Source organism: Roseovarius sp. D0-M9 (assembly GCF_037083805.1).
Taxonomy (GTDB): Bacteria; Pseudomonadota; Alphaproteobacteria; order Rhodobacterales; family Rhodobacteraceae; genus Roseovarius.
This window is the reverse complement of record NZ_JBAPKZ010000001.1, coordinates 21589-44842: the sequence shown is the minus strand read 5'-3', so window position 1 is coordinate 44842 and position 23254 is coordinate 21589. Positions and strand designations below refer to the sequence as shown.

Genomic DNA, 23254 nt, shown 5'->3' with positions numbered 1-23254 from the left:
CTAAAGCCTGAAACGCATGGACAGGCGCCGCTGGCCGCGCTGCACATCAAGGGCAAGGCCCCTCTCGGCGGCCTCAAGCGCGGCCTCGGCGCTGGCGCTGTCTGTCACTGCGGCTCCGTTGACGCCCATGATGATGTCGCCCGCGCGCAGACCCGCCCGCGCACCGATCTCGCCCGGATCCTCGACCAAGGCGCCAGCGGCGGTCAGGGGCAGGTCGTATTCGGCCATGACGGCAGGGTTGATGGTGCTGAGCGTGACGCCCGGCACGGCGGCGCGGGAGCCGGTTACCAGTGTCGCGCGCGGCGGCATATCGGGCGCGCGCACCATCGGCACGATGACCTCGCGCATCTCGCCGTTCTGCACCACTTGCATAGCGACCTCCGCGCCCAGCCCCGCAACGCTCATACGATAGATCATTTCAGCGGGGCCGTTCACCTCCTGCCCGTCCACCGCGAGGATCACATCACCCGGCGCCAAACCTGCGGCGCCAAACGGACTGGCGGGGTGCATATCCGACAAGATGATTCCACCCGCGCGCCCGAAGCCCAAACCCTCGGCCATGTCGTAGCTGACGGGCTGGCCCGTGACGCCGGCCCAAGGGCGCTGGAATGCGGTCTCGCCCGCGCGGGCCTGTTCGACGAATTGCCCGACCAGCGTGGCGGGAATGGCAAAGCCGATCCCGTTGGAGCCGCCCGAGCGGCTGAGGATCGACGTGTTGATCCCAATAAGGCGGCCGCTGGTATCGACAAGCGCGCCGCCCGAATTGCCCGGATTGATCGGCGCGTCGGTCTGGATGAAATAGCCGCGCGCATTGCCCGTCGCGGTCCCTGAGCGGGCAAGGCCCGAGACGATCCCGCTGCTGACGGTCTGGCCGACGCCAAAAGGATTTCCGACCGCCAACACCAGTTCCCCAACCTCGACACTGTCCGAGGCGCGCAGATCCAGCGCGGGCAGGTCCGCGCCGCCCTCGAGTTGCAGAATCGCGAGGTCGCTTTCCTCGTCGGATAAAAGCACGGTCGCATCAAACTCGCGCCGATCGTTCAGCACGACGCGAATATCGGTCGCCTGTCCCACGACGTGATAATTCGACACGACGATGCCATCGGGCCCAAGGATCACCCCCGAGCCCAGCGAGTTTTCCACGCGCGGGCGCTGAGCGCCAAAATTCCTGAAGAGCTGGCCAAAAAACGGATCATCCGCAAAGGGGCTGGCGCGCCCCTCGATCACGCGCCGGGCATAGATATTGACGACCGCGGGCGCCACTGCCTTGACCACGGGGACAAATCCCATCTGGATCTGGGCACTGTCCTGCGGAACCTGCATCTGCTGGGCACCCGCGGGCGCGCTGAGCGCGATCAGAATGATGGCAAAGCGTTTCAACATGGGCGGGGGCTCCGTGGGTCGCGGGGGCAGATGACTGACCCTCGCGATATGCGCCCCGGTGGACGCGATTGCAAGTTTTGGGGCGCTGGTGACCCAGCCAGCCCCGCCGACCAGTCCCGCCCAGCCGGAAACGCAAAAGCCCCCGCCGGAGTCCGGCGGGGGCTTTGCTAACTTGCGACACCTGCCCTTGCGGGCGGCGCTCAGTCTTCGTCCATCGACGCCATTTCGGCTGCAACGCGCTCTTTGTCGGCCTTGCCCTTGGCAGCCGGATCGCGGTCAACGAATTCGATGATCGCCATCGGCGCCATGTCACCATAGCGGAAGCCCGCCTTGAGGACACGGACGTAACCGCCCTGGCGGTCCTTGTAGCGCGGGCCGAGCACGTCGAACAGCTTCGCGACATACTGGTCCTGCTTGAGCTGCGCGGCAGCCTGGCGGCGGGCGTGCAGATCGCCGCGCTTGCCCAGCGTAATCATCTTTTCGATGATGCGGCGCAGTTCCTTGGCCTTGGGAAGGGTCGTCTTGATTTGCTCATGTTCGATGAGCGAGCCGGCCATGTTCGCCCAAAGCGCCTTGCGGTGCTCATGGGTGCGGTTCAGGCGGCGGTAACCTCTTGCGTGACGCATTTGTAATACTCCTAACTTGTTTTGCTTTGTCCGGCGGCGTGATGCGTGTCAGGCCGCTCTCCTTGGGGGCCGAAGCCCCGGGTATCAGCAGGCCGGGCGATATGGCCCGACCTGCGAGATCTTAAAAGGCGTCTTCGAATTTCTTCGCCAGATCCTCGATGTTGTCGGGCGGCCAATCCTCGACGTCCATGCCAAGGTGCAGACCCATGCCCGACAGCACTTCCTTGATCTCGTTCAAGGACTTGCGGCCGAAGTTGGGCGTGCGCAGCATCTCGGCTTCGGTCTTCTGGATCAGATCACCGATGTAGACGATGTTGTCGTTCTTGAGGCAGTTTGCCGAACGCACCGACAGTTCCAGCTCGTCCACTTTCTTGAGCAGAAGCGGGTTGAACTCCAGACCGTCGTCGTCGTCCTGACGGCCAGCAGACTCAGGCTCGTCAAAGTTGACGAAGATGCTGAGCTGATCCTGCAGGATGCGTGCAGCATAGGCCACGGCGTCATCCGGCGTGATCGAGCCGTCTGTTTCGATCTTCATGGTCAGCTTGTCATAGTCCAGCACCTGGCCCTCGCGGGTGGGCTGCACGTCATAGCTGACACGGCGCACGGGGCTATAGATCGCATCCACGGGGATCATGCCGATCGGCGCATCCTCAGGCTTGTTCTTGTCAGCGGCGACATAGCCCTTGCCGGTGTTGACCGTCAGTTCCATGAAGAGATCCGCACCCTCGTCCAGGTGGCAGATCACGTGATCGCGGTTCAGAACTTCGATGCCGGAGCTGTCCGAGATATCTCCGGCGGTGACGATGCCGGGGCCCTTGGCGCTGATCGACAGACGCTTGGGGCCTTCGACTTCCATCCGCAGGGCGACGCCCTTGAGGTTCAGGATGATGTCGGTGACATCCTCGCGCACGCCCGCGACCGAGGAAAACTCGTGCAGAACGTTGTCGATCTGAACGGCAGTGATGGCCGCGCCCTGCAGCGACGACATCAGAACGCGGCGCAGCGCGTTGCCAAGGGTCAAGCCAAAGCCGCGCTCGAGCGGCTCTGCAACGACCGTTGCGTGACGCACGGGGTCATTGCCCGGCTTGACGTCCAGCTGGGTCGGCTTGATCAATTCAGCCCAATTTTTGTGGATCATGTGTCCCTCCATACCAGTCCCGCCCGCATGTCCGACGGTCAGAACGCCCGAGGTTTCTAAATGACGTAAATGGGGCCGCGCGGACATGCGCAGCCCCACTTGAAATAGTGGCCTCAGACGCGGCGGCGCTTTGGCGGGCGGCAGCCATTGTGGGCCATCGGCGTCACGTCACGAATGGACGTGATGTTGAAGCCGACAGCAGCCAGAGCGCGCAGCGCGCTCTCGCGGCCCGAACCGGGGCCCTGCACTTCGACTTCCAGAGTGCGCATGCCGTGCTCTTGCGCCTTCTTGCCTGCATCTTCTGCGGCCAGCTGGGCGGCGTAGGGCGTCGACTTGCGCGAGCCCTTGAAGCCGCAGCTGCCGGCCGAGGACCATGCGATCGCGTTGCCCTGAACGTCGGAGATCAGGATCTTGGTGTTGTTGAACGAAGAGTTCACATGCGCAACGCCAGTGGCGATGTTCTTGGAAACCTTCTTCTTCGTGCGGCGGGTATCGCGTGCCATATCTGCTGCCCTCCCTTATTTCTTCTTGCCGGCAATGGCCTTTGCGGGGCCTTTGCGGGTGCGGGCGTTGGTATGGGTGCGCTGGCCGCGAACCGGCAGGTTCCGGCGGTGGCGCAGACCGCGATAGCAGCCAAGGTCCATCAGACGCTTGACGTTCATCTGCGTCTCGCGGCGCAGGTCACCCTCGACGGTGAGGTTGGCGTCGATATACTCGCGCAGCGCGACCGCTTCGGTGTCGCTCAGCTCGTTGACGCGGCGCGAAGCATCGATACCGACGGCTTCGCAGATGGTCTTGGCCGTCGAGTGGCCGATACCGGTGACATAGGTGAGGGCAATGGGAACCCGTTTGTGCGTCGGGATGTTGACGCCGGCGATACGTGCCACGTGCATATTCCTTTTCGTTGCGAGCCCGTAATTCCGGGCCCTTTTTTCACAACGCAGGCCCGTCGCAGATGCACCGGGCCGTAGCTGAATTCAGGTGATCGATTCGCAATGGTACTAGCCCAAATGAATCAGCTCCCTTGCGGGATGGTGCTGGTTAGGGTGAAATGCTCGGGGCGTCAAGGGTGGCGCGCAAATCTTCTGCGCCGACCCTCTTTGGCCGTGCCCTCTCAGGGTGCTAGAGACCTGCGATCAGGCGTCAAGGACGCTTGCGATCGAGGCTGTCACCTCTTCCATGCTGCCGAGCCCGTCGACAGTGCTGAGCATGTCCTTGGCGTAGTAATAGCCGATGAGGGGCGAGGTCTTCTTGTAGTATTCCATGAGGCGGTTGCGCAGCGCCTCCTCATTGTCGTCGGCGCGCCGCTTGAACTCATGCTTTTCGCCGCAGCTGGTGCAGATGCCATCTGCGGGGATCGGCTTGGTCTTGTCGTTATAGACCGCGCCGCAGCCCGCGCAGGTCGAGCGCGATGTGATCCGGTCAACCAGCGCCTCGTCATCGACCTGCATCTCGATCACCGCATCCAGCGTCTCACCGCAATCGGCGAGAAGCTGACCCAGCGCATCTGCCTGCGGCAGAGTGCGCGGAAACCCGTCAAAGATGAACCCGCCACCCTTCTCGCCGTTCAGCTTTTCGCGGATAAGACCAATGACGATTTCATCGGTGACCAGATCACCGCGCGCCATCACATCAGCCACTTTCCTACCCATCTCGGTGCCGGACGCCTTGGCCTCGCGCAGCATGTCGCCCGTGCTCAGTTGGATCATGCCGCGTTCGGCAACCAGATGCTGAGCCTGCGTGCCCTTGCCCGCGCCCGGCGGTCCGAGAAGAATGATATTCATTTATTTACGTCCTGTCCCTTTGCGCCGCGCGCGACGCTTTCCTTTACCGCCAAGCTGCGATTTTTCAATCAGGCCCTCGTATTGGTGCGCCAAGAGATGTGACTGCACCTGCTGGATCGTATCCATCGTGACCGAGACGACGATAAGAACCGAAGTGCCGCCAAAATAAAAGGGAATGGCAAACTGTGCGCGCAAGATTTCAGGCAGCAGGCAGACCAGCGCAAGATAGCCCGAACCAAGGACCAGAATACGGCTGACCACATATTCGAGGTATTCCGCCGTCCGCTTGCCCGGACGGATGCCGGGAACAAATCCGTTCTGGTTCTTGAGGTTCTCGGCCACCTCGTCGGGTTTGAACGCGACGTTGTAGGTATAGAAATACGCGAAGAACACGATCATGCCGGTAAAGAACAGCAGATAGAGCGGCTGTCCCGGGCCGAAGTAGGCAAGGATCGTCGACATGATGGGGCTACCGCCCTGCCCGCCCGAGAACGTGCTGATGGTCGTCGGCAGCAGCAAGAGCGACGAGGCAAAGATCGCCGGGATAACGCCCGCCGGGTTCACCTTGATCGGCAGATGCGACGAGCCGCCGTCATAGACCTTCATGCCCACCTGGCGGCGTGGATACTGGATGTGAACCTTGCGCAGACTGCGCTCCATGAACACCACGAAGGCGATCACGGCGATCACCATCACGATGACACCGACGATGACAGCCGGGCTGATCGCGCCCGAGCGGCCCGACGCAAAGAACTGCGCCAGCGCCGCAGGCACCTCGGCGATGATGCCCACAAAGATGATAAGGCTGATGCCGTTGCCGATCCCGCGCGCCGTGATCTGCTCACCCAGCCACATCAGGAACATGGTGCCGCCGACCAGCGTGATCATGCACGACACGATAAAGAACGTGCCGGGGTTGGTCACCAGATCGCCCGATTGCAGGCTGACCGCGAGACCATAGGATTGCAGCGTTGCCAGGAATACGGTGCCGTAGCGGGTATACTGGTTGATCTTCTTGCGGCCCGCCTCGCCCTCTTTCTTGAGCCGCTCCAGCGCGGGGACCATGGCCGTCATCAACTGAACGATGATCGAGGCCGAAATATAGGGCATGATTCCGAGCGCGAAAATGCCCATCCGCCCCAGCGCGCCGCCGGTGAACATGCTGAGCATGCCGCCGATGCTGGCCCCTGCATCGTTCATGAACTCCCGCAGCTCGACGCCGTCGATGCCGGGCACCGGGATCCAGGTGCCAAGGCGATAGACGATCAGCAGCATCAGGGTATAAAGGATGCGCTTGCGAAGATCAGTGGCCTTGCCGAGCGCCGCCCAGCTGGTGTTGGCCGCCATTTGTTCTGCTGCAGATACCATTCGGCTCTCTTTCGGAATGACAAACGCCGCCGGGGTGCTGTTTTCCAGCGGCCCGGCGGCGTCCGTTTTGAAAACTAGGAAGTGTGTAAGCGGCGGGCGCGCCGCTCACAACCTATTATTCAGCCGCCTGCGCGCTTGTGACTTTCAGTGAGCCACCCGCCTTCTCCACAGCCTCGACCGCCGACTTGGACGCGCCGCTGACTTCGAGGGTGATCTTGGAGGTCACATCGCCCTTGGCCAGAACGCGGATACCGTCCAGCTTGCGGCGCACGAGGCCCGAGGCGATCAGCGCGTCCTCGGTAATGGCGCTGCCGGCGTCCAGTTTCTTGTCGTCGATGAATTTCTGGATCAGGCCCAGATTGACCACGGCATATGCCTTGCGGTTCGGCTTGGTAAAGCCGCGCTTGGGCAGTCGCTGGTAGAGGGGCATCTGGCCACCCTCGTAGCCGCCGATGGCGACACCCGAGCGGGATTTCTGACCCTTGATACCGCGTCCGGCGGTCTTGCCCATGCCCGAGCCGGGACCACGGCCAACACGCTTCTTACGCTTGGTTGCGCCGTCATTATCGCGCAGTTCATGCAATTTCATGTCGCTTCTCCTTGTGCCGGATGCGGCCCCCAGCGACGGGAGCGGCCGAACGCGGCTTTGCGGTTGGTTGCGAGTCGGCACGAACGCACCGACACAGCCGGGCATATAGCTGGCGGCAGGCACGTGTGCAAGTGGGTCATCCTGGCCGCAGGCTTGGTTGACCTGCCACGCCTAACGCCTACAGGGGGTGAAACCTGCCACGCCTAACGCCTACAGGGGGTGAAAGACGTATTTGACCAGCAAATAACTTTGCATGACGAAACAGCATAAAAAAAGCCCCGGCCATTTTGGGCCGAGGCGTTTGTCTTGCAGGACCGAAGTTGAACCTCAGCCCTTTTCTTCCAGGATTTCCACCATGTGCGGGATCTTGTTGATCATGCCGCGGACACTGGGCGTGTCCTCCAGCTCGCGCACGCGGTGCATCTTGTTCAGGCCGAGGCCGATCAGCGTTGCGCGCTGGTCGCCGGGGCGGCGGATCGGGCTGCCGATCTGCTTGATCACGATTGTCTTGGCCATGTCTTAGCCCTCCTCGGCGACGGGCGCTTGCTCGCCCTTCATTTTGGGTGCGTCGGATGTCGCCATGATGTCCGCGACCTTCTTGCCGCGGCGCTGCGCGACCATGCGGGGGCTCGACTCCTTGGTCAGGCCGTTCATGGTGGCGCGGATCATGTTGTAGGGGTTCTGGCTGCCGTTGGATTTCGCAACGACGTCCTGAATGCCCAGCATCTCGAAGACGGCACGCATCGGACCACCGGCAATGATGCCGGTACCTTGCGGGGCGGTGCGCATCACGATCTTGCCGGCGCCGTGGCGACCTTCCATGTCGTGGTGCAGGGTGCGACCCTCGCGCAGCGGCACGCGGATCATGCCACGCTTGGCGGCTTCGGTCGCCTTGCGGATGGCCTCGGGGACCTCCTTGGCCTTACCCTTGCCAAAGCCGACGCGGCCCTTTTGATCGCCTACGACGACGAGCGCCGCAAAGCCAAAGCGCTTGCCGCCCTTGACGGTTTTGGAAACGCGGTTGATCGCGACCAGACGGTCGGCGAATTCGGGGGCCTCTTCGCGCTGATTGCGGCGGCCTCCCCCACGGTTGTCATCTCTTGCCATGTGGCATGTCCTTTACTTGGCGGCGCGCGCGGCGCCTGCTTGTCTCAATCCAGGTGGGCGCGCCTGCGCCCCCGGATCATCGAGGCGGCCCCGACCCCATGAAGGGAGCGGGGCCGCCTACGCCATCTTTAGATCTTCAGACCACCTTCACGCGCGGCGTCGGCCAGAGCCTTCACCTTGCCGTGGAAGAGGAAGCCGCCCCGGTCGAAGTAAGCTTCGCTTACGCCGGCCTTCTTGGCACGCTCTGCAATCGTGGAGCCGACCTTGATGGCCGCCTCCATGTTGCACTTGCCGACCATGCCCAGATCCTTTTCGAGGGTCGAGGCCGATGCCAGCGTCACGCCGTTGGCATCGTCGATCAGCTGAGCGCTGATGTTCTTGTTGCTGCGGTGAACACTCAGGCGCATACGCCCCACGTTCACTTTGCGAAGTTTGTTCCGAACGCGCAGGCGGCGTTTCAGAAACAGTTTTCTCTTGCTGTTTGCCATCTACCCGTTCCTTACTTCTTCTTGCCTTCTTTCTGGAAGATATACTCGTCTTTGTAGCGAATGCCTTTGCCCTTGTAGGGCTCGGGACGACGCCAGTCGCGGATGTTTGCCGCGACCTGTCCGACGAGCTGCTTGTCCGTGCCTTCGACCACCAACTCGGTGGGCTTGGGGACGGTAACAGTCACACCTTCCGGAATTTGGAAATCGACGTCGTGGCTGAGGCCGAGGTTCAGTTTCAGGGTATTGCCCTGAAGCTGCGCCCGGTAACCCACGCCGCGAATTTCCAGCTCTTTCTTGAACGTCTCCTTGGCGCCATGGACCATGTTGGCCACCACAGTGCGGGTCATGCCCCACTGCTGGCGCGCGCGCTTGGATTTACCGCGCGGAGTGACGCGGATCAGACCATCATCGATGGTGATCGTGACGTCATCCGTTGCGGTAAAGATCTTGGCGTCCTTCGGACCCTTGATCTCGAGTTTCTGGCCGCTGAGCGACGCAGTAACACCATCAGGAAGCGGGACGGGCAGTTTGCCGATACGAGACATATTCTGGCCTCCTTAGAATATCGTGCAGAGCACTTCGCCGCCAACGTTGTGGCTCCGTGCATGTGCATCCGACATCACACCCTTGGGGGTGGAGACAATCGACACACCGAGGCCCTGACGGACCGAAGGGATGTCCTTGACGCCCAGATAGACGCGACGACCGGGTTTGGAAACCCGCTTCATTTCGCGAATGGCTGGGGCGCCATCGAAGTACTTGAGGCTGATCTCGATGGCCGGGTGGCCATCCTTGCCAGTCACGCTTTCAAAGCCGCGGATATAACCCTCATCCGCCAGAACACCGAGCACACGCTCGCGCATTTTGGAGGCGGGGGTCATCACCGTGGATTTGCCGCGCATGGACGCGTTGCGGATCCGCGTGAGCATATCGCCGATAGGATCATTCATTTCAAATCTCCCTTACCAGCTTGATTTCACGAGGCCAGGTGCCAGGCCGCTTTGGCCCAGTTCCCGCAGCGCGATACGCGACACTTTGAGCTTGCGATAATACGCATGCGGACGGCCTGTCAGCTGGCACCGGTTGTGCAAACGGGTTGCACTGCTGTTGCGCGGCAGGTCGGCCAGCTTCAGGGTCGCGCGAAAGCGCTCTTCCATCGGCTTGCTCTCGTCGTTGATGATCTCTTTCAGTGCGGCGCGTTTTGCAGCGTACTTTTCGACCAGTTTCTGGCGCTTCTTCTCGCGCTCGATCATTGCTTTCTTAGCCATAACTCTCTCTCCCGCTGCTTCAGCTGTTGAAAGGCATGTTGAAGTGCTTCAACAGCGCCTTTGCTTCGGCATCGGTTTTCGCCGTGGTTGCGATGATGACATCCATGCCCCAGGATTCGTCGATCTTGTCGAAGTTGATCTCGGGGAAGACGATGTGTTCCTTGATGCCGAAGGCATAGTTGCCATTGCCATCGAAGGATTTGCCCGAAATGCCGCGGAAGTCGCGGATCCGGGGCATCGCGACCGTGATCAGACGGTCGAGGAAGTCGTACATGCGGGCACCGCGCAGGGTGACCTTTGCGCCAAGGGGCATGTCCTCACGAACGCGGAAACCGGCGATCGAGTTCTTGGCCTTGGTCACGACGGCGCGCTGGCCTGCGATCGTGCTCAGGTCGTCCTGAGCCGATTTGGCCTTCTTGCTGTCGCGGACCGCCTCGGCACCGCAGCCGATGTTCAGGACGATCTTGTCCAGACGCGGGATCTGCATGTCGTTGGTGTAGCCGAATTCTTCTTTCAGCTTGGCCTTGATCTCGTCGCGGAACTGCGTTTGCAGGCGCGGGGTATAGTTTGCAGTATCAAGCATCGATCACATCCCCCGTGGTCTTGGCGACGCGCACTTTCTTGCCGTCCTTGACGTCAAAGCCGACGCGGGTCGGTTTGCCCTTGGCATCCAGCAGCGCGATGTTGCTCAGATCGATCGGCATCGCCTTGGGAAGGCGGCCGCCTTGGGCGGTCTGGCTCTGGCGGGTGTGGCGGATGGCCATGTTCACGCCATCGACCACGGCCTTGCCGGCCTTGGGATCGACGGAGGAAATCGTGCCTTCCTTGCCCTTGTCCTTGCCAGCGAGGATGACGACCTTGTCGCCTTTCTTCAATTTGGCAGCCATGTCACAGCACCTCCGGGGCGAGCGAGATGATTTTCATGAATTTCTTGGCGCGCAGTTCGCGAACGACCGGGCCGAAGATACGCGTGCCGACCGGCTCACCTGCGTTGTTCAGGATCACGGCTGCGTTGCGGTCAAAACGGATTGCGGTGCCGTCTTCGCGGCGCACTTCCTTGGCGGTGCGAACGACGACGGCCTTGCGGACGTCACCTTTCTTCACACGGCCACGGGGGATGGCTTCCTTGACCGAGACGACGATGATGTCGCCGACGGACGCGTACTTACGCTTGGAACCACCCAGAACCTTGATGCACTGAACGCGGCGCGCGCCGCTGTTGTCAGCAACATCCAGGTTTGTCTGCATCTGGATCATTTGGTTTCTCCCGACCTACCGGGGGGCGATGCGGCCCTTGCCCCGGGGTTTCGATTGAGCCGAAAGGCCCTGCAAGCTTACGCTTGCAGAACCTCCCAACGTTTCGTCTTGGACTTGGGTGCGCATTCGATGATGCGGACCTGATCGCCGACCTTGAAGGATTCGTTCTCGTCGTGAGCGCGGTACTTCTTGGACTTACGAATGGTTTTCTGCAGAACGGGGTGCTTGAAGCGGCGCTCGACCGAGACGGTCACGGTCTGTGCATTGGCGTCGCTGGTCACGGTGCCGGAGAGGATACGTTTGGGCATCTTGCAGGCTCCTTATTCTGCTGCCGCAGCAGCGGCTTTCTCATTGAGAATGGTCAACACGCGCGCGGCGTCGCGGCGTGCGGTGCGCATCTGCGCAGCATTCTCCAGCTGGCCTGTCGCGGCCTGAAAGCGCAGGTTGAACTGAGCCTTCTTCAGGTTCGACAGCTCTTCGCGCAGCTGATCGGGTGTCTTTTCGCGTAGTTCCTTGGCGTCCATAGCCTTGTTCCTTTCAACATCACTGGAGGGCCCGACATGCACCTTTGTCTCGATGCAGTTGGTCACCCTGATTCCGGTGGAGATCATTCGTGATTGGGCGCGTATAAGGGTGAAGCCACGCGGGCGCAACCCCTTTGCTCATTTACCTCTCGCTCCGCGCCCTGCCCTGCGTTAAGAGACGCACCATGGCAGATATATCATCCCACTTCGTCACCCGCCTTTACCGCGCTCAACTGAGCGAGCTGGGCAAGCCCATCGACGCGTCCGAGATGGAGGCGTCCTGTTGGTCCATCGCCGAGGACGACGAGGCGGGCCAGGCGTGGTGCGAGGAGAACGGCTATGCCGGGTATACCTCTTATGCATCGCTGGACGACCTGCCCTATCGCTTTCCGATCTTTCGCGACCTGAAAAAGGTTCTGGACAAGCATGTCGCAGCCTTTGCCGCGGATCTGGAATTCGATCTGGGCGACAAGAAGCTGAAGCTGGACAGCCTGTGGATCAACATCCTGCCCGAGGGCGGCACGCACTCATCGCATATCCATCCCCATTCGGTGATCTCGGGAACGACCTATGTGACCATGCCCGAGGGCACCAGCGCGCTCAAGCTGGAAGATCCGCGCCTGCCGATGATGATGGCCGCCCCCGCCCGCACCAAGGACGCGCGGGAAGAGTTGCGGGCCTTCAAATACGTCACGCCCGACGCCGGCGAAGTGCTGATGTGGGAGAGTTGGCTGCGCCACGAAGTCCCGGTGAACATGAGCGAGGACGACCGGATCAGCGTGAGTTTCAACTACGCCTGGGGGTGAGGCGACCATATCCGCCGGAGCAAATGTGCCTTGCGTCTAGGTGAAACTGCATCGGACTTGACTAAAGCCATCCATCCTTTGGGCTTGATTGTTCGAGACAGACGGACTTCGATCTCATTCAAAACAAAACCCCCGCCGATCTCTCGGCGGGGGCTTTTTATGTTTTCAACCAGGGCGCGGCCCGCGATTTTCCTTCGGAAATTCGCTACACCGCACTGGACAGAAAGCGCTGCGCGCTTTCGTCCTTACCAGTCTTCGCGAACCACGACACGGGTCTTGATCGGCAGCTTCATCGCGGCAAGGCGCAGCGCCTCGTAGGCGATCTCTTCGCTGACGCCGTCGATCTCGAACATGACGCGGCCCGGCTTGACGCGGGCAGCCCAGTAATCGACCGAGCCTTTACCCTTACCCATGCGGACTTCAGTCGGCTTGGACGTGACGGGCAGATCCGGGAAAATCCGGATCCAGACACGGCCCTGACGCTTCATGTGGCGCGTCATCGCGCGGCGAGCCGCCTCGATCTGACGCGCAGTCACACGCTCGGGCTGCGTTGCCTTGAGACCAAAGGAGCCAAAGTTCAGGTCTGAGCCGCCCTTGGCGTCGCCCTTGATGCGGCCTTTGAACTGCTTGCGGAATTTAGTGCGTTTTGGTTGTAGCATCTGTCATTCCCCCTTAGCGCCGGCCACCAGCACCGCGAGGTGCCGGACCGTCCTGAAGTTCCTGAGCTTTCCGGTCACGCGCAGACGGGTCGTGATCCATGATCTCGCCTTTGAAGATCCAGGTCTTGATCCCGATGATGCCGTAGGCGGTCAGTGCCTCGACATGCGCGTAATCGATATCGGCCCGCAGCGTGTGCAGGGGCACGCGGCCCTCGCGATACCATTCGGTCCGCGCGATCTCGGCGCCGCCGAGGCGACCCGCGAGGTTCACACGAATGCCCAAGGCACCCATACGCATGGCGTTCTGCACGGCCCGCTTCATCGCACGGCGGAAGCTGACCCGGCGCTCGAGCTGCTGGGCGATGCTCTCACCCACCAGCGCGGCATCCAGCTCGGGCTTGCGCACTTCGACGATGTTCAGGTGCAGCTCGCTGTCGGTCATCGCGGCCAGCTTCTTGCGCAGGGTTTCGATGTCTGCGCCTTTCTTGCCAATGATGACGCCGGGGCGCGCTGTGTGAACCGTGACGCGGCACTTCTTGTGCGGACGCTCGATGATCACGCGGCTGACGCCGGCCTGCTTGCACTCTTTCTTGATGAACTCGCGCATGGCGATGTCCTCAAGCAGAAGATTGCCGTAGTCCTTGGTGTCGGCATACCAGCGGCTGTCCCAGGTGCGGTTCACCTGCAGGCGCATGCCAATCGGATTGACTTTGTTACCCATCAGGCTTGCTCCTCGACTTGACGCACAATGATCGTGATTTCCGAGAACGGCTTGCGCAAGGCGCCAAACCGGCCACGGGCACGCGGGCGGCCGCGCTTCATCACGAGGTTCTTGCCGACGTAGGCCTCGGCCACGACAAGCTCATCCACGTCGAGATTGTGGTTGTTCTCGGCGTTGGCGATGGCCGACTGGAGGCACTTGCGCACGTCCTCGGCAATCCGCTTTTGCGAGAAGGTGAGGTCCGTCAGGGCCTTGTCCACTTTCTTGCCACGGATCAACTGTGCCAGAAGGTTCAGTTTCTGCGGGCTGGTGCGAAGCATCCGGAGTTTGGACCGGGCTTCGTTATCGGCCACGCGGCGGGGGTTCTTTTCCTTGCCCATGACTTACTTCCGCTTCGCTTTTTTGTCGGCGGCATGACCGTAATAGGTACGCGTCGGCGAATACTCACCGAACTTCTGACCGATCATGTCTTCGCTGACGTTGACAGGGATATGCTTCTTGCCGTTGTAGACGCCAAACGTCAGGCCCACGAACTGGGGCAGGATCGTCGAGCGGCGCGACCATATCTTGATGACTTCATTGCGCCCGGATTCGCGAGATGCTTCGGCCTTTTTCAGGACGTAAGCATCCACGAAGGGGCCTTTCCATACAGAACGTGCCATGTCTTAACGGCCCTTCTTCTTGGCGTGACGCGAGCGGATGATCAGCTTCTGCGACGCCTTGTTCTTGTTGCGAGTGCGGGCACCCTTGGTCGGCTTGCCCCATGGGGTCACCGGATGGCGGCCACCCGAGGTGCGGCCCTCACCACCACCGTGCGGGTGGTCGATCGGGTTCATCACGACACCGCGGACAGAGGGGCGCACACCGTAGTGACGCATCCGGCCGGCCTTGCCGAAGTTCTGGTTCGAGTTGTCGGGGTTCGAAACCGCGCCAACCGTTGCCTTGCACTCCTGCCGCACGAGACGAAGCTCGCCCGAGCTGAGGCGGATCTGCGCGTAGCCACCATCGCGGCCCACGAACTGGGCATAGGTGCCAGCGGCGCGTGCGATCTGGCCGCCCTTGCCGGGTTTCAGCTCGATGTTGTGGACGATCGTGCCGATCGGCATGCCGGCGAAGGGCATGCAGTTGCCGGGCTTGATGTCGACGCGTGTGCCGGAATAGATCTTGTCACCGATGGCCAGGCGCTGAGGCGCGAGGATATAGGTCTGCTCGCCGTCATCGTACTTGATGAGGGCAATAAACGCGGTCCGGTTCGGGTCGTATTCGATCCGCTCGACGGTAGCCGCCATATCGAATTTGTTACGCTTGAAATCAACGATCCGGTAGAGGCGCTTGGCCCCGCCCCCGCGACGACGCGATGTGATACGTCCGGTGTTGTTCCGGCCGCCCGATTTCGTCAGACCCTCGGTGAGGGCCTTGACGGGGCGTCCTTTGTACAGCTCCGAACGGTCGATCAGCACCAGCCCGCGCTGGCCCGGCGTCGTTGGCTTATACGACTTGAGTGCCATGCTTTCTGTCTTCCGTTTAGCAAACGGCAGGTGTGTGGTTCTGCCTATGTGGGGCGGGCGTGGCCCGCCATTGGTATAGAGCCCCGAAGGTCTCCGGCTAACACGTTCCTGAGAACGAAAACGAAGCCCCGGACGAATCCGAGGCTACCGTGATGGGTCCGTTTAGGGGACAGCGGCGCAAGGGTCAAGCGGGTAAGGCATAGAAAGCTGCGGTTCTACCTCCAAACCTTCCCAATTAAAAAAACCCCGGCCACTTTCGCAACCGGGGTTCTCGAATCTTCAAGCCAACACTGAAATCAGAGACCGGTGGTCACGTCGATCGTGTTGCCTTCTTCCAGCGTGACATACGCTTTCTTGACGTCTGCGCGCTTGCCCAGACGGCCGCGGAAGCGCTTGGCCTTGCCCTTGGTGATCGTCGTGTTCACAGCCTTGACCTTCACACCAAAGAGAGCCTCGACGGCCTCCTTGATCTGTGGCTTGTTGCTGTCGATCGACACCTCGAAGACAACCGCGCCGTGTTCGGACGCCATGGTGGCCTTTTCGGTCACGACCGGCTTGCGGATCACGTCGTAATGTTCGGGTTTCGCGCTCATTTCAGCTCCCCTTTCGACAAACGGGCCTCAAGTGCTTCGACACCCGCCTTGGTGATCACCAGGGTGTCACGCTTGAGGATGTCATAAACGTTCGCACCGATGGTCGGCAGAACGTCCAGACCGTCGATGTTGCGGGCCGCCTTGGCGAAATCGGCGTTGACCTCGGCACCGTCGATGACCAGCGCGCGCTTCCAGCCCAGATCCTTGATCTGCTTGGCCAGAGTGCCCGTCTTGGCGACGCTGCCGAAATCCTCGATGATCACCAGCTCGCCTGCGCGCGCCTTGGCGCTCAGGGCGTGCCGCAGACCAAGGGCGCGGATCTTCTTGGGCAGATCATGCGCATGGCTGCGCGGTGTCGGGCCCTTGTAGATACCACCCTTGCGGAAGATCGGTGCCGAGCGTGCGCCGTGGCGTGCGCCGCCGGTGCCCTTTTGGCGATAGATCTTCTTGGTCGAGTAGCTGACCTCGGAGCGGGTCTTCACCTTGTGCGTGCCGGCCTGCGCCTTGTTGCGCTGCCAGCGGACGACACGGTGCAAGATATCCGCACGGGGATCCAGGTCGAAGATGTCTTCGCCCAGATCGACCGAGCCGGCCTTGCTGCCGTCCAGTTTGATCATGTCGAGTTTCATGCTTCGTCATCCTTTTTGGTCTTGTCCAGAGCCTCGCTCTGGTCGCCAGCGGCGGCACTGTCAGCGTCGATCTGGGCTTCGGCCTCTTTCGCCGCTTCGGCTTCCTCGGCGGCCTGCGCCTCGGCTGCGGCCTTGGCGGCTGCTTCTTCCGCGGCTGCGGCTGCTGCGGCTGCTTCCTCGGCGGCCTTCTCGGCTTCCTCGGCAGCAGATTTCAGCGCGGCGGGCAGGATCGCGTTCTCGGGGAACGGCTTCTTGACCGCATCCTTGATCGTGACCCAGCCACCCTTGGAGCCGGGAACAGCGCCCTTGACCATGATGAGGCCGCGGCCCGCATCGGTCTTGATCACTTGCAGGTTCTGCGTGGTGATCCGCGCAGCGCCCATGTGACCGGCCATCTTCTTGCCTTTGAAGACCTTGCCCGGATCCTGGCATTGGCCCGTCGAGCCGTGCGAACGGTGGCTGATCGAAACACCGTGGGTCATTTCCAGACCCTTGAAGTTGTGACGCTTCATGGCACCGGCAAAACCCTTACCGATCGAAGTGCCGCAGACGTCCACGAACTGACCTTCGAAGTAATGATTGGCGGTGATTTCCTCACCCACGGCAATCATGTTCTCGGGCGCAACGCGGAATTCCGCGATCTTGCGCTTGGGTTCCACCTTGGCGGCGGCGAAATGGCCGCGCATTGCCTTGGAGGTCCGCTTGGCCTTGGCCGAGCCTGCGCCCAGCTGAACGGCCGAGTAACCGTGGCTGTCGGCCGTGCGCTGTGCGACGACCTGAAGTTTGTCCAGTTGAAGAACGGTGACAGGAACCTGCCGGCCGTCTTCCATGAAAAGACGGGTCATGCCCACCTTCTTTGCGATAACGCCAGAGCGCAACATAGTCAGTGCCCTCCTTAAACCGAGATCTGCACGTCGACACCGGCAGCCAGGTCGAGCTTCATCAGCGCGTCCACGGTCTGGGGTGTCGGATCAACGATGTCCAGCAGGCGCTTGTGCGTGCGGATTTCCCATTGATCGCGGGATTTCTTGTTCACGTGGGGGCCACGCAGAACGGTGAATTTTTCAATCTTGTTCGGCAGCGGAATCGGTCCACGGACGTCTGCGCCCGTGCGTTTCGCGGTGTTGACGATTTCCTGCGTGCTGGCATCCAGTACGCGGTAGTCGAACGCCTTGAGCCGAATGCGAATGTTCTGGCTTTGCATTGGTCTAGCCTTTCGCGGCATTGGAGTTGATAGGAGGGAGGCCGGACCACCCGGCCTCCCTCTTCGAACCCTTGGGGCAGGCAACATGCCCGCCCGGGATAATTAATCGAGGATCTTCGAAACGACGCCGGCGCCGACGGTACGGCCACCTTCGCGGATCGCGAAACGCAGACCTTCTTCCATGGCGATCGGGGCAATCAACTCGACATTGAACTGAAGGTTGTCACCCGGCATCACCATTTCGGTGCCTTCGGGCAGAACAACCGTGCCGGTCACGTCCGTGGTACGGAAGTAGAACTGCGGGCGGTAGTTGGCGAAGAACGGCGTGTGACGGCCACCCTCTTCCTTGTTCAGGATGTAGGCTTCTGCCTCGAACTTGGTGTGGGGCGTAACCGACTTCGGCTTGCACAGAACCTGACCACGCTCGACACCTTCACGGTCGATGCCGCGCAGCAGGGCGCCGATGTTGTCGCCTGCCTCACCACGATCCAGCAGCTTGCGGAACATTTCCACGCCCGTGCAGGTCGTCTTCTTGGTGTCTTTCAGGCCAACGATCTCGATCTCGTCGCCGACGTTGATCACACCGCGCTCGACGCGGCCCGTGACAACCGTACCACGACCGGAGATCGAGAACACGTCCTCGACCGGCATCAGGAAGGGCTGATCCACGGCGCGTGCAGGCGTCGGGATGTACTCGTCGACAGCGGCCATCAGCTTGCGGATGGACTCTTCACCGATCTCGGGGTCACGGCCTTCCATGGCTGCCAGAGCCGAGCCGGGGATGACGGGGATGTCGTCACCGGGGTAGTCGTAGCTCGACAGAAGCTCGCGGATTTCCATTTCCACCAGTTCCAGCAGCTCTTCGTCGTCCACCTGGTCGACCTTGTTCATGTAGACGACCATGTAGGGGATGCCCACCTGGCGACCCAGCAGAATGTGCTCGCGGGTCTGGGGCATGGGGCCATCAGCCGCGTTCACGACCAGGATCGCGCCGTCCATCTGGGCAGCACCGGTGATCATGTTCTTGACGTAGTCGGCGTGGCCGGGGCAGTCGACGTGCGCGTAGTGACGCGCCTCGGTCTCATACTCGACGTGCGCGGTCGAGATGGTGATGCCGCGGGCCTTCTCTTCGGGCGCGCCGTCGATCTGGTCGTATGCGCGGAAGTCGCCGAAATACTTGGTGATTGCAGCCGTCAGTGTGGTCTTGCCGTGGTCGACGTGACCGATCGTGCCGATGTTCACATGCGGTTTGCTGCGATCAAACTTTGCCTTTGCCATGGTGTGGCTCCTCTTTTGACAATTCAGGTGGTGGGCGTCATGCCCACCCTACAAGTTTGGGTAGGGCGGGGATGCTCCCCGCCACCCGGTTTAAGCGTATTTCGCCTGGATCTCTTCCGAGATGTTGCTCGGGACCGGCTCGTAATGCGAGAACTGCATCGTGAACTGGGCCCGGCCCGACGACATGGACCGCAGGGTGTTGATGTAGCCAAACATGTTGGCCAGCGGCACCTTGCAATTCAGAGCGATGGCGTTGCCACGTGGCTCCTGCCCCGAGATCTGGCCCCGGCGCGAGGTCAGGTCACCGATGATGCCGCCCGTGTAATCTTCGGGCGTGATGACCTCGACCTTCATGATCGGCTCAAGCAGCTTTGCACCGGCCTTGCGCAGACCTTCGCGCATGCCCATCCGTGCCGCGATCTCGAACGCCATGACCGACGAGTCAACATCGTGGAACTTGCCGTCGATCAGCGCGACCTTGAAGTCGATGACCGGGAAGCCCGCAAGCGGACCACTGTCCATGACCGAGCGGATGCCCTTTTCGACGCCGGGAATGTATTCCTTGGGCACCGAACCACCGACGATCTTGCTCTCGAACGAGAAGCCTTCGCCCGGCTCTGTTGGCGAGATGACCATCTTGACCTCGGCGAACTGACCCGAACCACCCGACTGTTTCTTGTGGGTGTAGGTATGCTCGACCTCGTGACCGATGGTCTCGCGGTATGCCACCTGAGGCGCACCGATGTTGGCATCGACCTTGAATTCGCGGCGCAGACGATCGACGAGAATGTCGAGGTGAAGCTCGCCCATGCCCTTCATGATGGTCTGACCCGATTCCAGATCGGTTTCGACGCGGAACGACGGATCCTCGGCAGCCAGACGTGCAAGGCCAGCCGACATCTTTTCCTGGTCGCCCTTGGTCTTGGGCTCGACCGCGATCTCGATGACGGGATCGGGGAAGGTCATCGTTTCCAGAACGACCTGCTCCTTGACGTCCGACAGCGTGTCGCCCGTGGTCGTGTCCTTGAGGCCTGCCAGCGCGATGATGTCGCCTGCAAAGGCTTCTTCGATCTCTTCACGGTTGATCGAGTGCATCATCATCATACGGCCGATGCGCTCTTTCTTGCCCTTGGTCGTGTTCTGAACGGTATCGCCCTTCTTGAGGACGCCCGAATAGATGCGCGTGAAGGTCAGCGAACCGACAAACGGGTCGTTCATGATTTTGAACGCAAGGCCCGAAAACGCCATGTTGTCGTCCGCGCGGCGCGGGATGTTGCGTGTCTCGGTCTCGTCATCAGGGGCAAAGCCCATGTAATCGACAACGTCCATCGGGCTGGGCAGGTAATCGACGACAGCGTTGAGCAGGGGCTGAACGCCCTTGTTCTTGAACGCCGAGCCGCAAAGGACCGGAACGAAGGTCATCGACAGCGTGCCCTTGCGGATCAAATCGCGCAAGGTCGGCACATCGGGCTCTTCGCCTTCGAGGTAGCCTTCCATCGCGGCGTCGTCCATTTCGACGGCGCATTCTATCAGGTGGGCGCGCCACTCGTCGGCCAGATCCTTGAGGCTGTCGCGGATCGGACCACGCACCCAGGAGGCGCCGAGGTCTTCACCCTTCCAGACCCACTCTTCCATGGTGACGAGGTCAACCATGCCTTCGAGCTCGTTCTCGGCGCCGATCGGAATCTGGATCGGGGCCGGGATCGCACCGGTGCGGTCCTTGATCATCTTGACGCAGTTGAAGAAGTCCGCGCCGATCTTGTCCATCTTGTTGACGAACACGATCCGCGGTACCTTGTACCGGTCGGCCTGACGCCAGACGGTCTCGGTCTGGGGCTCGACACCCGCGTTGGCGTCCAGAACGGCAACGGCGCCGTCAAGAACCGCCAGCGAACGCTCGACCTCAATGGTGAAGTCGACGTGGCCGGGCGTGTCGATGATGTTCATGCGGAACTTGGTGTCCGATGTGCCATCCTTGGTCGGATCATCCTGGCGCTGCCAGAAGGTGGTGGTCGCAGCCGAAGTGATCGTGATGCCACGCTCCTGCTCCTGCTCCATCCAGTCCATCGTGGCGGCACCATCATGAACCTCACCGAGGTTGTGTGACTTGCCGGTATAGAACAGGATCCGTTCGCTGCAGGTGGTCTTGCCTGCATCGATATGGGCCATGATGCCGAAATTGCGGTAGCGTTCGAGCGGATAGTCGCGTGCCATGGGGCTGCTTCCTCAGAGTATCTGTTTTACCAACGGTAATGGCTGAAGGCTTTGTTGGCTTCGGCCATCTTGTGTGTGTCTTCGCGCTTTTTGACGGCGCTGCCGCGGCTGTTCACGGCATCCAGAAGCTCGCCGGCGAGGCGCTCTTCCATCGTGTTCTCGTTGCGCGAGCGGCTGGCATTGATCAACCAGCGGATCGCAAGCGCCTCGCGGCGCTCGGGGCGCACTTCGACGGGGACCTGGTAGGTCGCACCACCAACGCGGCGCGAGCGGACTTCGACGGAGGGCTTGATCAGGTCAAGTGCCTCGTGGAAGATCTCGACCGGCGCGCGCTTGGCTTTGTCTTCGACGCGCGTCAGTGCGTTGTAGACGATGCGCTCGGCGGCAGATTTCTTGCCATCGACCATCAGGTTGTTCATGAACTTTGTCAGAACCCGATCACCATACTTGGCATCGGGCAGGACTTCGCGCTTTTCGGCGGCGTGACGACGGGACATCTGGTAATCCTCTTACTTCGGGCGCTTGGCGCCATATTTCGAACGGCGCTGCTTACGGTCCTTGACGCCCTGCGTGTCAAGCACGCCGCGCAGGATGTGGTAACGCACGCCGGGAAGGTCCTTGACGCGGCCGCCGCGGATCAGGACCACGGAGTGCTCCTGAAGGTTGTGGCTCTCACCCGGGATATAGCTGATGACCTCGAAGCCATTCGTCAGGCGCACCTTGGCGACCTTACGCATGGCCGAGTTCGGCTTCTTGGGCGTTGTTGTATATACGCGTGTGCAGACGCCGCGTTTTTGCGGGCAACCCTGCAAATGCTGCGATTTCTGCGCTCTTACTTTTGGCTGCCGCGGTTTGCGGATCAACTGTTGGATCGTTGGCATTCCGGTTCTTTCCCCGTCTCTCAACACATGTGTCTGCATGGGCACACCCATGCGGTTAATCAAATGCACATCGCGCGTCCGCAATACGCAGCAACCGCGATCGCAACCTTTTCTGTTGCGGACGCGGCGAGTTTCCAGAGGATCGGGACGGCGGGCGCCCGGATCTTGACCACTTCAGTTCTGATATCGGCACACGGGGCGACCCCCAAGCCGGATGAGGCGCGTATAGGGGGAGTCGCAGGGGTTGTCAACAGGCCCACCGGGGCATTGCGCGGCATGCGGCCCGTCCTTTTTACGCTGGCCCGCGGCGCCTTTCAATTGCCACGCGCGTGCCTTGTCTTGGCGCATGTCGGCTGCCATTCTCGCGCCGACGCGCATGACAGGCAGGATCCACTCGAAAATGGACACAACAAGGATGCAGGTGATCGGCCTTTGCCGGTTCTCCTACCCGGCCCTCGGCGGCTTCCAAATCGAGCATGACACACCCGAGGCGCGCGCGGCCTTTCTGTATGACCCCCAGCGGATGGAAGAGCGTTTCGCAACGTTCCAGACGCTGACGCTGCCGTCCCTGCGCGCGCAGACCGACCCCGACTTCACCCTCGCCATCGTCGTGGGCGACGCCATGCCCGAGCCCTTGCTCGCCCGCCTTCTGGACCTTGTCGAGGATATGCCGCAGGCCGTCATCATCCCCCGCGCGCCCGGCCGCCACCGGCAGGTCATGCGCGAGGTTATCAATGACGTGCGCCGCGACAGTCCCCTGCCCTCGCTACAGTTTCGCATGGATGACGACGACGCCGTCGCGGTCACCTTCGTGCAGCGCCTGCGCGAGGCGGCTGCGGGCCTTGCCCCCCTGCTGGGCGAGCACCGCTATATCAGCATCGACTTCAACCAAGGCCATATCGCGCGCATCAGTCCAAAGGGGATTCACGCCAAACCGGCGATCGAAACGCTCTGGACCCCCGGCCTCGGCATGGCCGTCGCACCCGGCGCCTCGCGGGGCATCATGAATTTCAGCCATGCCAAGCTGGGCCGCGTCATGCCGGTCCTGACGCTGCCGGGCGAGGATATATTCCTGCGCGGTCACAACGCATTCAACGACTCGCGCCAGAAGGACGGGATCAGGCCCGTGCGCCTGCCGCTGCTAGATGCCGCCGGCGAGAACGCGTTTCGGCGCATCTATAGCATCGACGCGGATCACGTCCGTGCGCATTTTGCGAAAGGCGCCTGAC

General features: G+C 61.5%; 34 protein-coding genes. 2 read left to right on the top strand and 32 right to left on the bottom strand.

Features of this window, described 5'->3' with window-relative positions; all coding sequences use genetic code 11:
- The 19 genes from V8352_RS00275 to rpmC all read right to left on the bottom strand — a co-directional run bounded on the left by V8352_RS00275 (position 1) and on the right by rpmC (position 11532).
- On the bottom strand, positions 1 to 1383 hold the full coding sequence (locus tag V8352_RS00275) for a trypsin-like peptidase domain-containing protein (RefSeq protein WP_336422248.1): 1383 nt from the start codon (positions 1381 to 1383) through the stop codon (positions 1 to 3).
- Positions 1384 to 1583: 200 nt separating this feature from the next.
- On the bottom strand, positions 1584 to 2009 hold the full coding sequence (gene rplQ / locus V8352_RS00270) for a 50S ribosomal protein L17 (RefSeq protein WP_336422247.1): 426 nt from the start codon (positions 2007 to 2009) through the stop codon (positions 1584 to 1586).
- Between the two features lie 121 nt (positions 2010 to 2130).
- Positions 2131 to 3147 carry a DNA-directed RNA polymerase subunit alpha gene (locus V8352_RS00265; RefSeq protein WP_336422246.1) on the bottom strand — a complete coding sequence of 339 codons (1017 nt, stop codon included), beginning with the start codon at positions 3145 to 3147 and terminating at the stop codon, positions 2131 to 2133.
- A 113-nt stretch (positions 3148 to 3260) separates the two neighbouring features.
- The gene (gene rpsK / locus V8352_RS00260) at positions 3261 to 3650 is read right to left on the bottom strand and encodes a 30S ribosomal protein S11 (RefSeq protein WP_076532328.1); all 390 of its coding nucleotides are present in this window, start codon (positions 3648 to 3650) and stop codon (positions 3261 to 3263) included.
- Positions 3651 to 3665: 15 nt separating this feature from the next.
- Positions 3666 to 4034 carry a 30S ribosomal protein S13 gene (rpsM, locus tag V8352_RS00255; RefSeq protein ID WP_336422245.1) on the bottom strand — a complete coding sequence of 123 codons (369 nt, stop codon included), beginning with the start codon at positions 4032 to 4034 and terminating at the stop codon, positions 3666 to 3668.
- A 249-nt stretch (positions 4035 to 4283) separates the two neighbouring features.
- The gene (locus tag V8352_RS00250; protein WP_336422244.1) at positions 4284 to 4931 is read right to left on the bottom strand and encodes an adenylate kinase; all 648 of its coding nucleotides are present in this window, start codon (positions 4929 to 4931) and stop codon (positions 4284 to 4286) included.
- A complete protein-coding gene (gene secY, locus V8352_RS00245) occupies positions 4932 to 6299 on the bottom strand; it encodes a preprotein translocase subunit SecY (protein WP_336422243.1) in 1368 nt (455 codons plus the stop codon).
- Positions 6300 to 6414: 115 nt separating this feature from the next.
- Positions 6415 to 6888 carry a 50S ribosomal protein L15 gene (rplO, locus tag V8352_RS00240; protein WP_336422242.1) on the bottom strand — a complete coding sequence of 158 codons (474 nt, stop codon included), beginning with the start codon at positions 6886 to 6888 and terminating at the stop codon, positions 6415 to 6417.
- 327 nt (positions 6889 to 7215) lie between these two features.
- A complete protein-coding gene (gene rpmD, locus V8352_RS00235; RefSeq protein ID WP_336422241.1) occupies positions 7216 to 7404 on the bottom strand; it encodes a 50S ribosomal protein L30 in 189 nt (62 codons plus the stop codon).
- 3 nt (positions 7405 to 7407) lie between these two features.
- Positions 7408 to 7995 (bottom strand): 30S ribosomal protein S5, encoded by a 588-nt coding sequence (gene rpsE, locus V8352_RS00230; RefSeq protein ID WP_336422240.1) that lies wholly within the window; start codon positions 7993 to 7995, stop codon positions 7408 to 7410.
- A gap of 128 nt (positions 7996 to 8123) precedes the next feature.
- Positions 8124 to 8483 carry a 50S ribosomal protein L18 gene (gene rplR / locus V8352_RS00225; protein ID WP_336422239.1) on the bottom strand — a complete coding sequence of 120 codons (360 nt, stop codon included), beginning with the start codon at positions 8481 to 8483 and terminating at the stop codon, positions 8124 to 8126.
- A gap of 11 nt (positions 8484 to 8494) precedes the next feature.
- Positions 8495 to 9028, bottom strand: a complete 534-nt coding sequence (rplF, locus tag V8352_RS00220; protein WP_336422238.1) for a 50S ribosomal protein L6 — start codon at positions 9026 to 9028, stop codon at positions 8495 to 8497.
- Between the two features lie 12 nt (positions 9029 to 9040).
- Positions 9041 to 9433, bottom strand: coding sequence for a 30S ribosomal protein S8 (gene rpsH, locus V8352_RS00215; RefSeq protein WP_336422237.1), 393 nt, complete (start codon positions 9431 to 9433; stop codon positions 9041 to 9043).
- Positions 9434 to 9445: 12 nt separating this feature from the next.
- The gene (gene rpsN, locus V8352_RS00210; RefSeq protein WP_076532310.1) at positions 9446 to 9751 is read right to left on the bottom strand and encodes a 30S ribosomal protein S14; all 306 of its coding nucleotides are present in this window, start codon (positions 9749 to 9751) and stop codon (positions 9446 to 9448) included.
- Positions 9752 to 9770: 19 nt separating this feature from the next.
- Complete coding sequence (rplE, locus tag V8352_RS00205) at positions 9771 to 10334, bottom strand: 50S ribosomal protein L5 (protein WP_336422236.1); 564 nt, start codon at positions 10332 to 10334, stop codon at positions 9771 to 9773.
- Complete coding sequence (rplX, locus tag V8352_RS00200) at positions 10327 to 10638, bottom strand: 50S ribosomal protein L24 (RefSeq protein ID WP_336422235.1); 312 nt, start codon at positions 10636 to 10638, stop codon at positions 10327 to 10329. Before rplX ends, rplE begins: the two co-directional genes overlap by 8 nt.
- A 1-nt stretch (position 10639) precedes the next feature.
- Entirely contained in the window at positions 10640 to 11008 is a 369-nt protein-coding gene (gene rplN / locus V8352_RS00195; RefSeq protein WP_336422234.1) for a 50S ribosomal protein L14, read from the bottom strand.
- A 77-nt stretch (positions 11009 to 11085) separates the two neighbouring features.
- Positions 11086 to 11316, bottom strand: coding sequence for a 30S ribosomal protein S17 (gene rpsQ, locus V8352_RS00190; RefSeq protein ID WP_336422233.1), 231 nt, complete (start codon positions 11314 to 11316; stop codon positions 11086 to 11088).
- 12 nt (positions 11317 to 11328) lie between these two features.
- On the bottom strand, positions 11329 to 11532 hold the full coding sequence (gene rpmC, locus V8352_RS00185; RefSeq protein WP_336422232.1) for a 50S ribosomal protein L29: 204 nt from the start codon (positions 11530 to 11532) through the stop codon (positions 11329 to 11331).
- A 185-nt stretch (positions 11533 to 11717) separates the two neighbouring features.
- Between rpmC and V8352_RS00180 the strand changes: the two genes are divergently transcribed.
- A complete protein-coding gene (locus tag V8352_RS00180; protein WP_336422231.1) occupies positions 11718 to 12338 on the top strand; it encodes a TIGR02466 family protein in 621 nt (206 codons plus the stop codon).
- Positions 12339 to 12583: 245 nt separating this feature from the next.
- On the opposite strand, the gene rplP is transcribed toward V8352_RS00180, so the two are convergent.
- The 13 genes from rplP to rpsL form a co-directional block, all read right to left on the bottom strand.
- The gene (rplP, locus tag V8352_RS00175; protein ID WP_336422230.1) at positions 12584 to 12997 is read right to left on the bottom strand and encodes a 50S ribosomal protein L16; all 414 of its coding nucleotides are present in this window, start codon (positions 12995 to 12997) and stop codon (positions 12584 to 12586) included.
- A 13-nt stretch (positions 12998 to 13010) separates the two neighbouring features.
- Complete coding sequence (rpsC, locus tag V8352_RS00170) at positions 13011 to 13718, bottom strand: 30S ribosomal protein S3 (RefSeq protein ID WP_076532292.1); 708 nt, start codon at positions 13716 to 13718, stop codon at positions 13011 to 13013.
- A complete protein-coding gene (gene rplV, locus V8352_RS00165) occupies positions 13718 to 14098 on the bottom strand; it encodes a 50S ribosomal protein L22 (RefSeq protein ID WP_076532290.1) in 381 nt (126 codons plus the stop codon). Before rplV ends, rpsC begins: the two co-directional genes overlap by 1 nt.
- Positions 14099 to 14101: 3 nt before the next feature.
- Positions 14102 to 14380: a 30S ribosomal protein S19 gene (rpsS, locus tag V8352_RS00160; RefSeq protein ID WP_008236480.1), complete on the bottom strand. Its 279-nt coding sequence runs from the start codon at positions 14378 to 14380 to the stop codon at positions 14102 to 14104.
- Positions 14381 to 14383: 3 nt separating this feature from the next.
- Positions 14384 to 15226, bottom strand: coding sequence for a 50S ribosomal protein L2 (rplB, locus tag V8352_RS00155; RefSeq protein WP_336422229.1), 843 nt, complete (start codon positions 15224 to 15226; stop codon positions 14384 to 14386).
- A 296-nt stretch (positions 15227 to 15522) separates the two neighbouring features.
- Entirely contained in the window at positions 15523 to 15819 is a 297-nt protein-coding gene (locus V8352_RS00150; protein WP_336422228.1) for a 50S ribosomal protein L23, read from the bottom strand.
- Positions 15816 to 16448, bottom strand: a complete 633-nt coding sequence (gene rplD / locus V8352_RS00145) for a 50S ribosomal protein L4 (protein ID WP_336422227.1) — start codon at positions 16446 to 16448, stop codon at positions 15816 to 15818. The genes V8352_RS00150 and rplD overlap by 4 nt, the downstream gene beginning before the upstream one ends.
- Positions 16445 to 17329 carry a 50S ribosomal protein L3 gene (gene rplC / locus V8352_RS00140; protein WP_336422226.1) on the bottom strand — a complete coding sequence of 295 codons (885 nt, stop codon included), beginning with the start codon at positions 17327 to 17329 and terminating at the stop codon, positions 16445 to 16447. The genes rplD and rplC overlap by 4 nt, the downstream gene beginning before the upstream one ends.
- A gap of 14 nt (positions 17330 to 17343) precedes the next feature.
- On the bottom strand, positions 17344 to 17652 hold the full coding sequence (gene rpsJ, locus V8352_RS00135) for a 30S ribosomal protein S10 (RefSeq protein ID WP_076532278.1): 309 nt from the start codon (positions 17650 to 17652) through the stop codon (positions 17344 to 17346).
- Positions 17653 to 17754: 102 nt separating this feature from the next.
- The gene (gene tuf, locus V8352_RS00130) at positions 17755 to 18930 is read right to left on the bottom strand and encodes an elongation factor Tu (protein WP_336422225.1); all 1176 of its coding nucleotides are present in this window, start codon (positions 18928 to 18930) and stop codon (positions 17755 to 17757) included.
- 90 nt (positions 18931 to 19020) lie between these two features.
- Positions 19021 to 21144 (bottom strand): elongation factor G, encoded by a 2124-nt coding sequence (gene fusA / locus V8352_RS00125; RefSeq protein WP_336422224.1) that lies wholly within the window; start codon positions 21142 to 21144, stop codon positions 19021 to 19023.
- Positions 21145 to 21170: 26 nt separating this feature from the next.
- The gene (rpsG, locus tag V8352_RS00120) at positions 21171 to 21641 is read right to left on the bottom strand and encodes a 30S ribosomal protein S7 (protein WP_336422223.1); all 471 of its coding nucleotides are present in this window, start codon (positions 21639 to 21641) and stop codon (positions 21171 to 21173) included.
- Positions 21642 to 21653: 12 nt separating this feature from the next.
- Complete coding sequence (gene rpsL, locus V8352_RS00115; protein WP_076532270.1) at positions 21654 to 22025, bottom strand: 30S ribosomal protein S12; 372 nt, start codon at positions 22023 to 22025, stop codon at positions 21654 to 21656.
- Positions 22026 to 22371: 346 nt separating this feature from the next.
- Between rpsL and V8352_RS00110 the strand changes: the two genes are divergently transcribed.
- Positions 22372 to 23253 carry a putative rhamnosyl transferase gene (locus V8352_RS00110; RefSeq protein ID WP_336422222.1) on the top strand — a complete coding sequence of 294 codons (882 nt, stop codon included), beginning with the start codon at positions 22372 to 22374 and terminating at the stop codon, positions 23251 to 23253.
- The last annotated feature ends 1 nt before the right edge of the window (position 23254 follow it).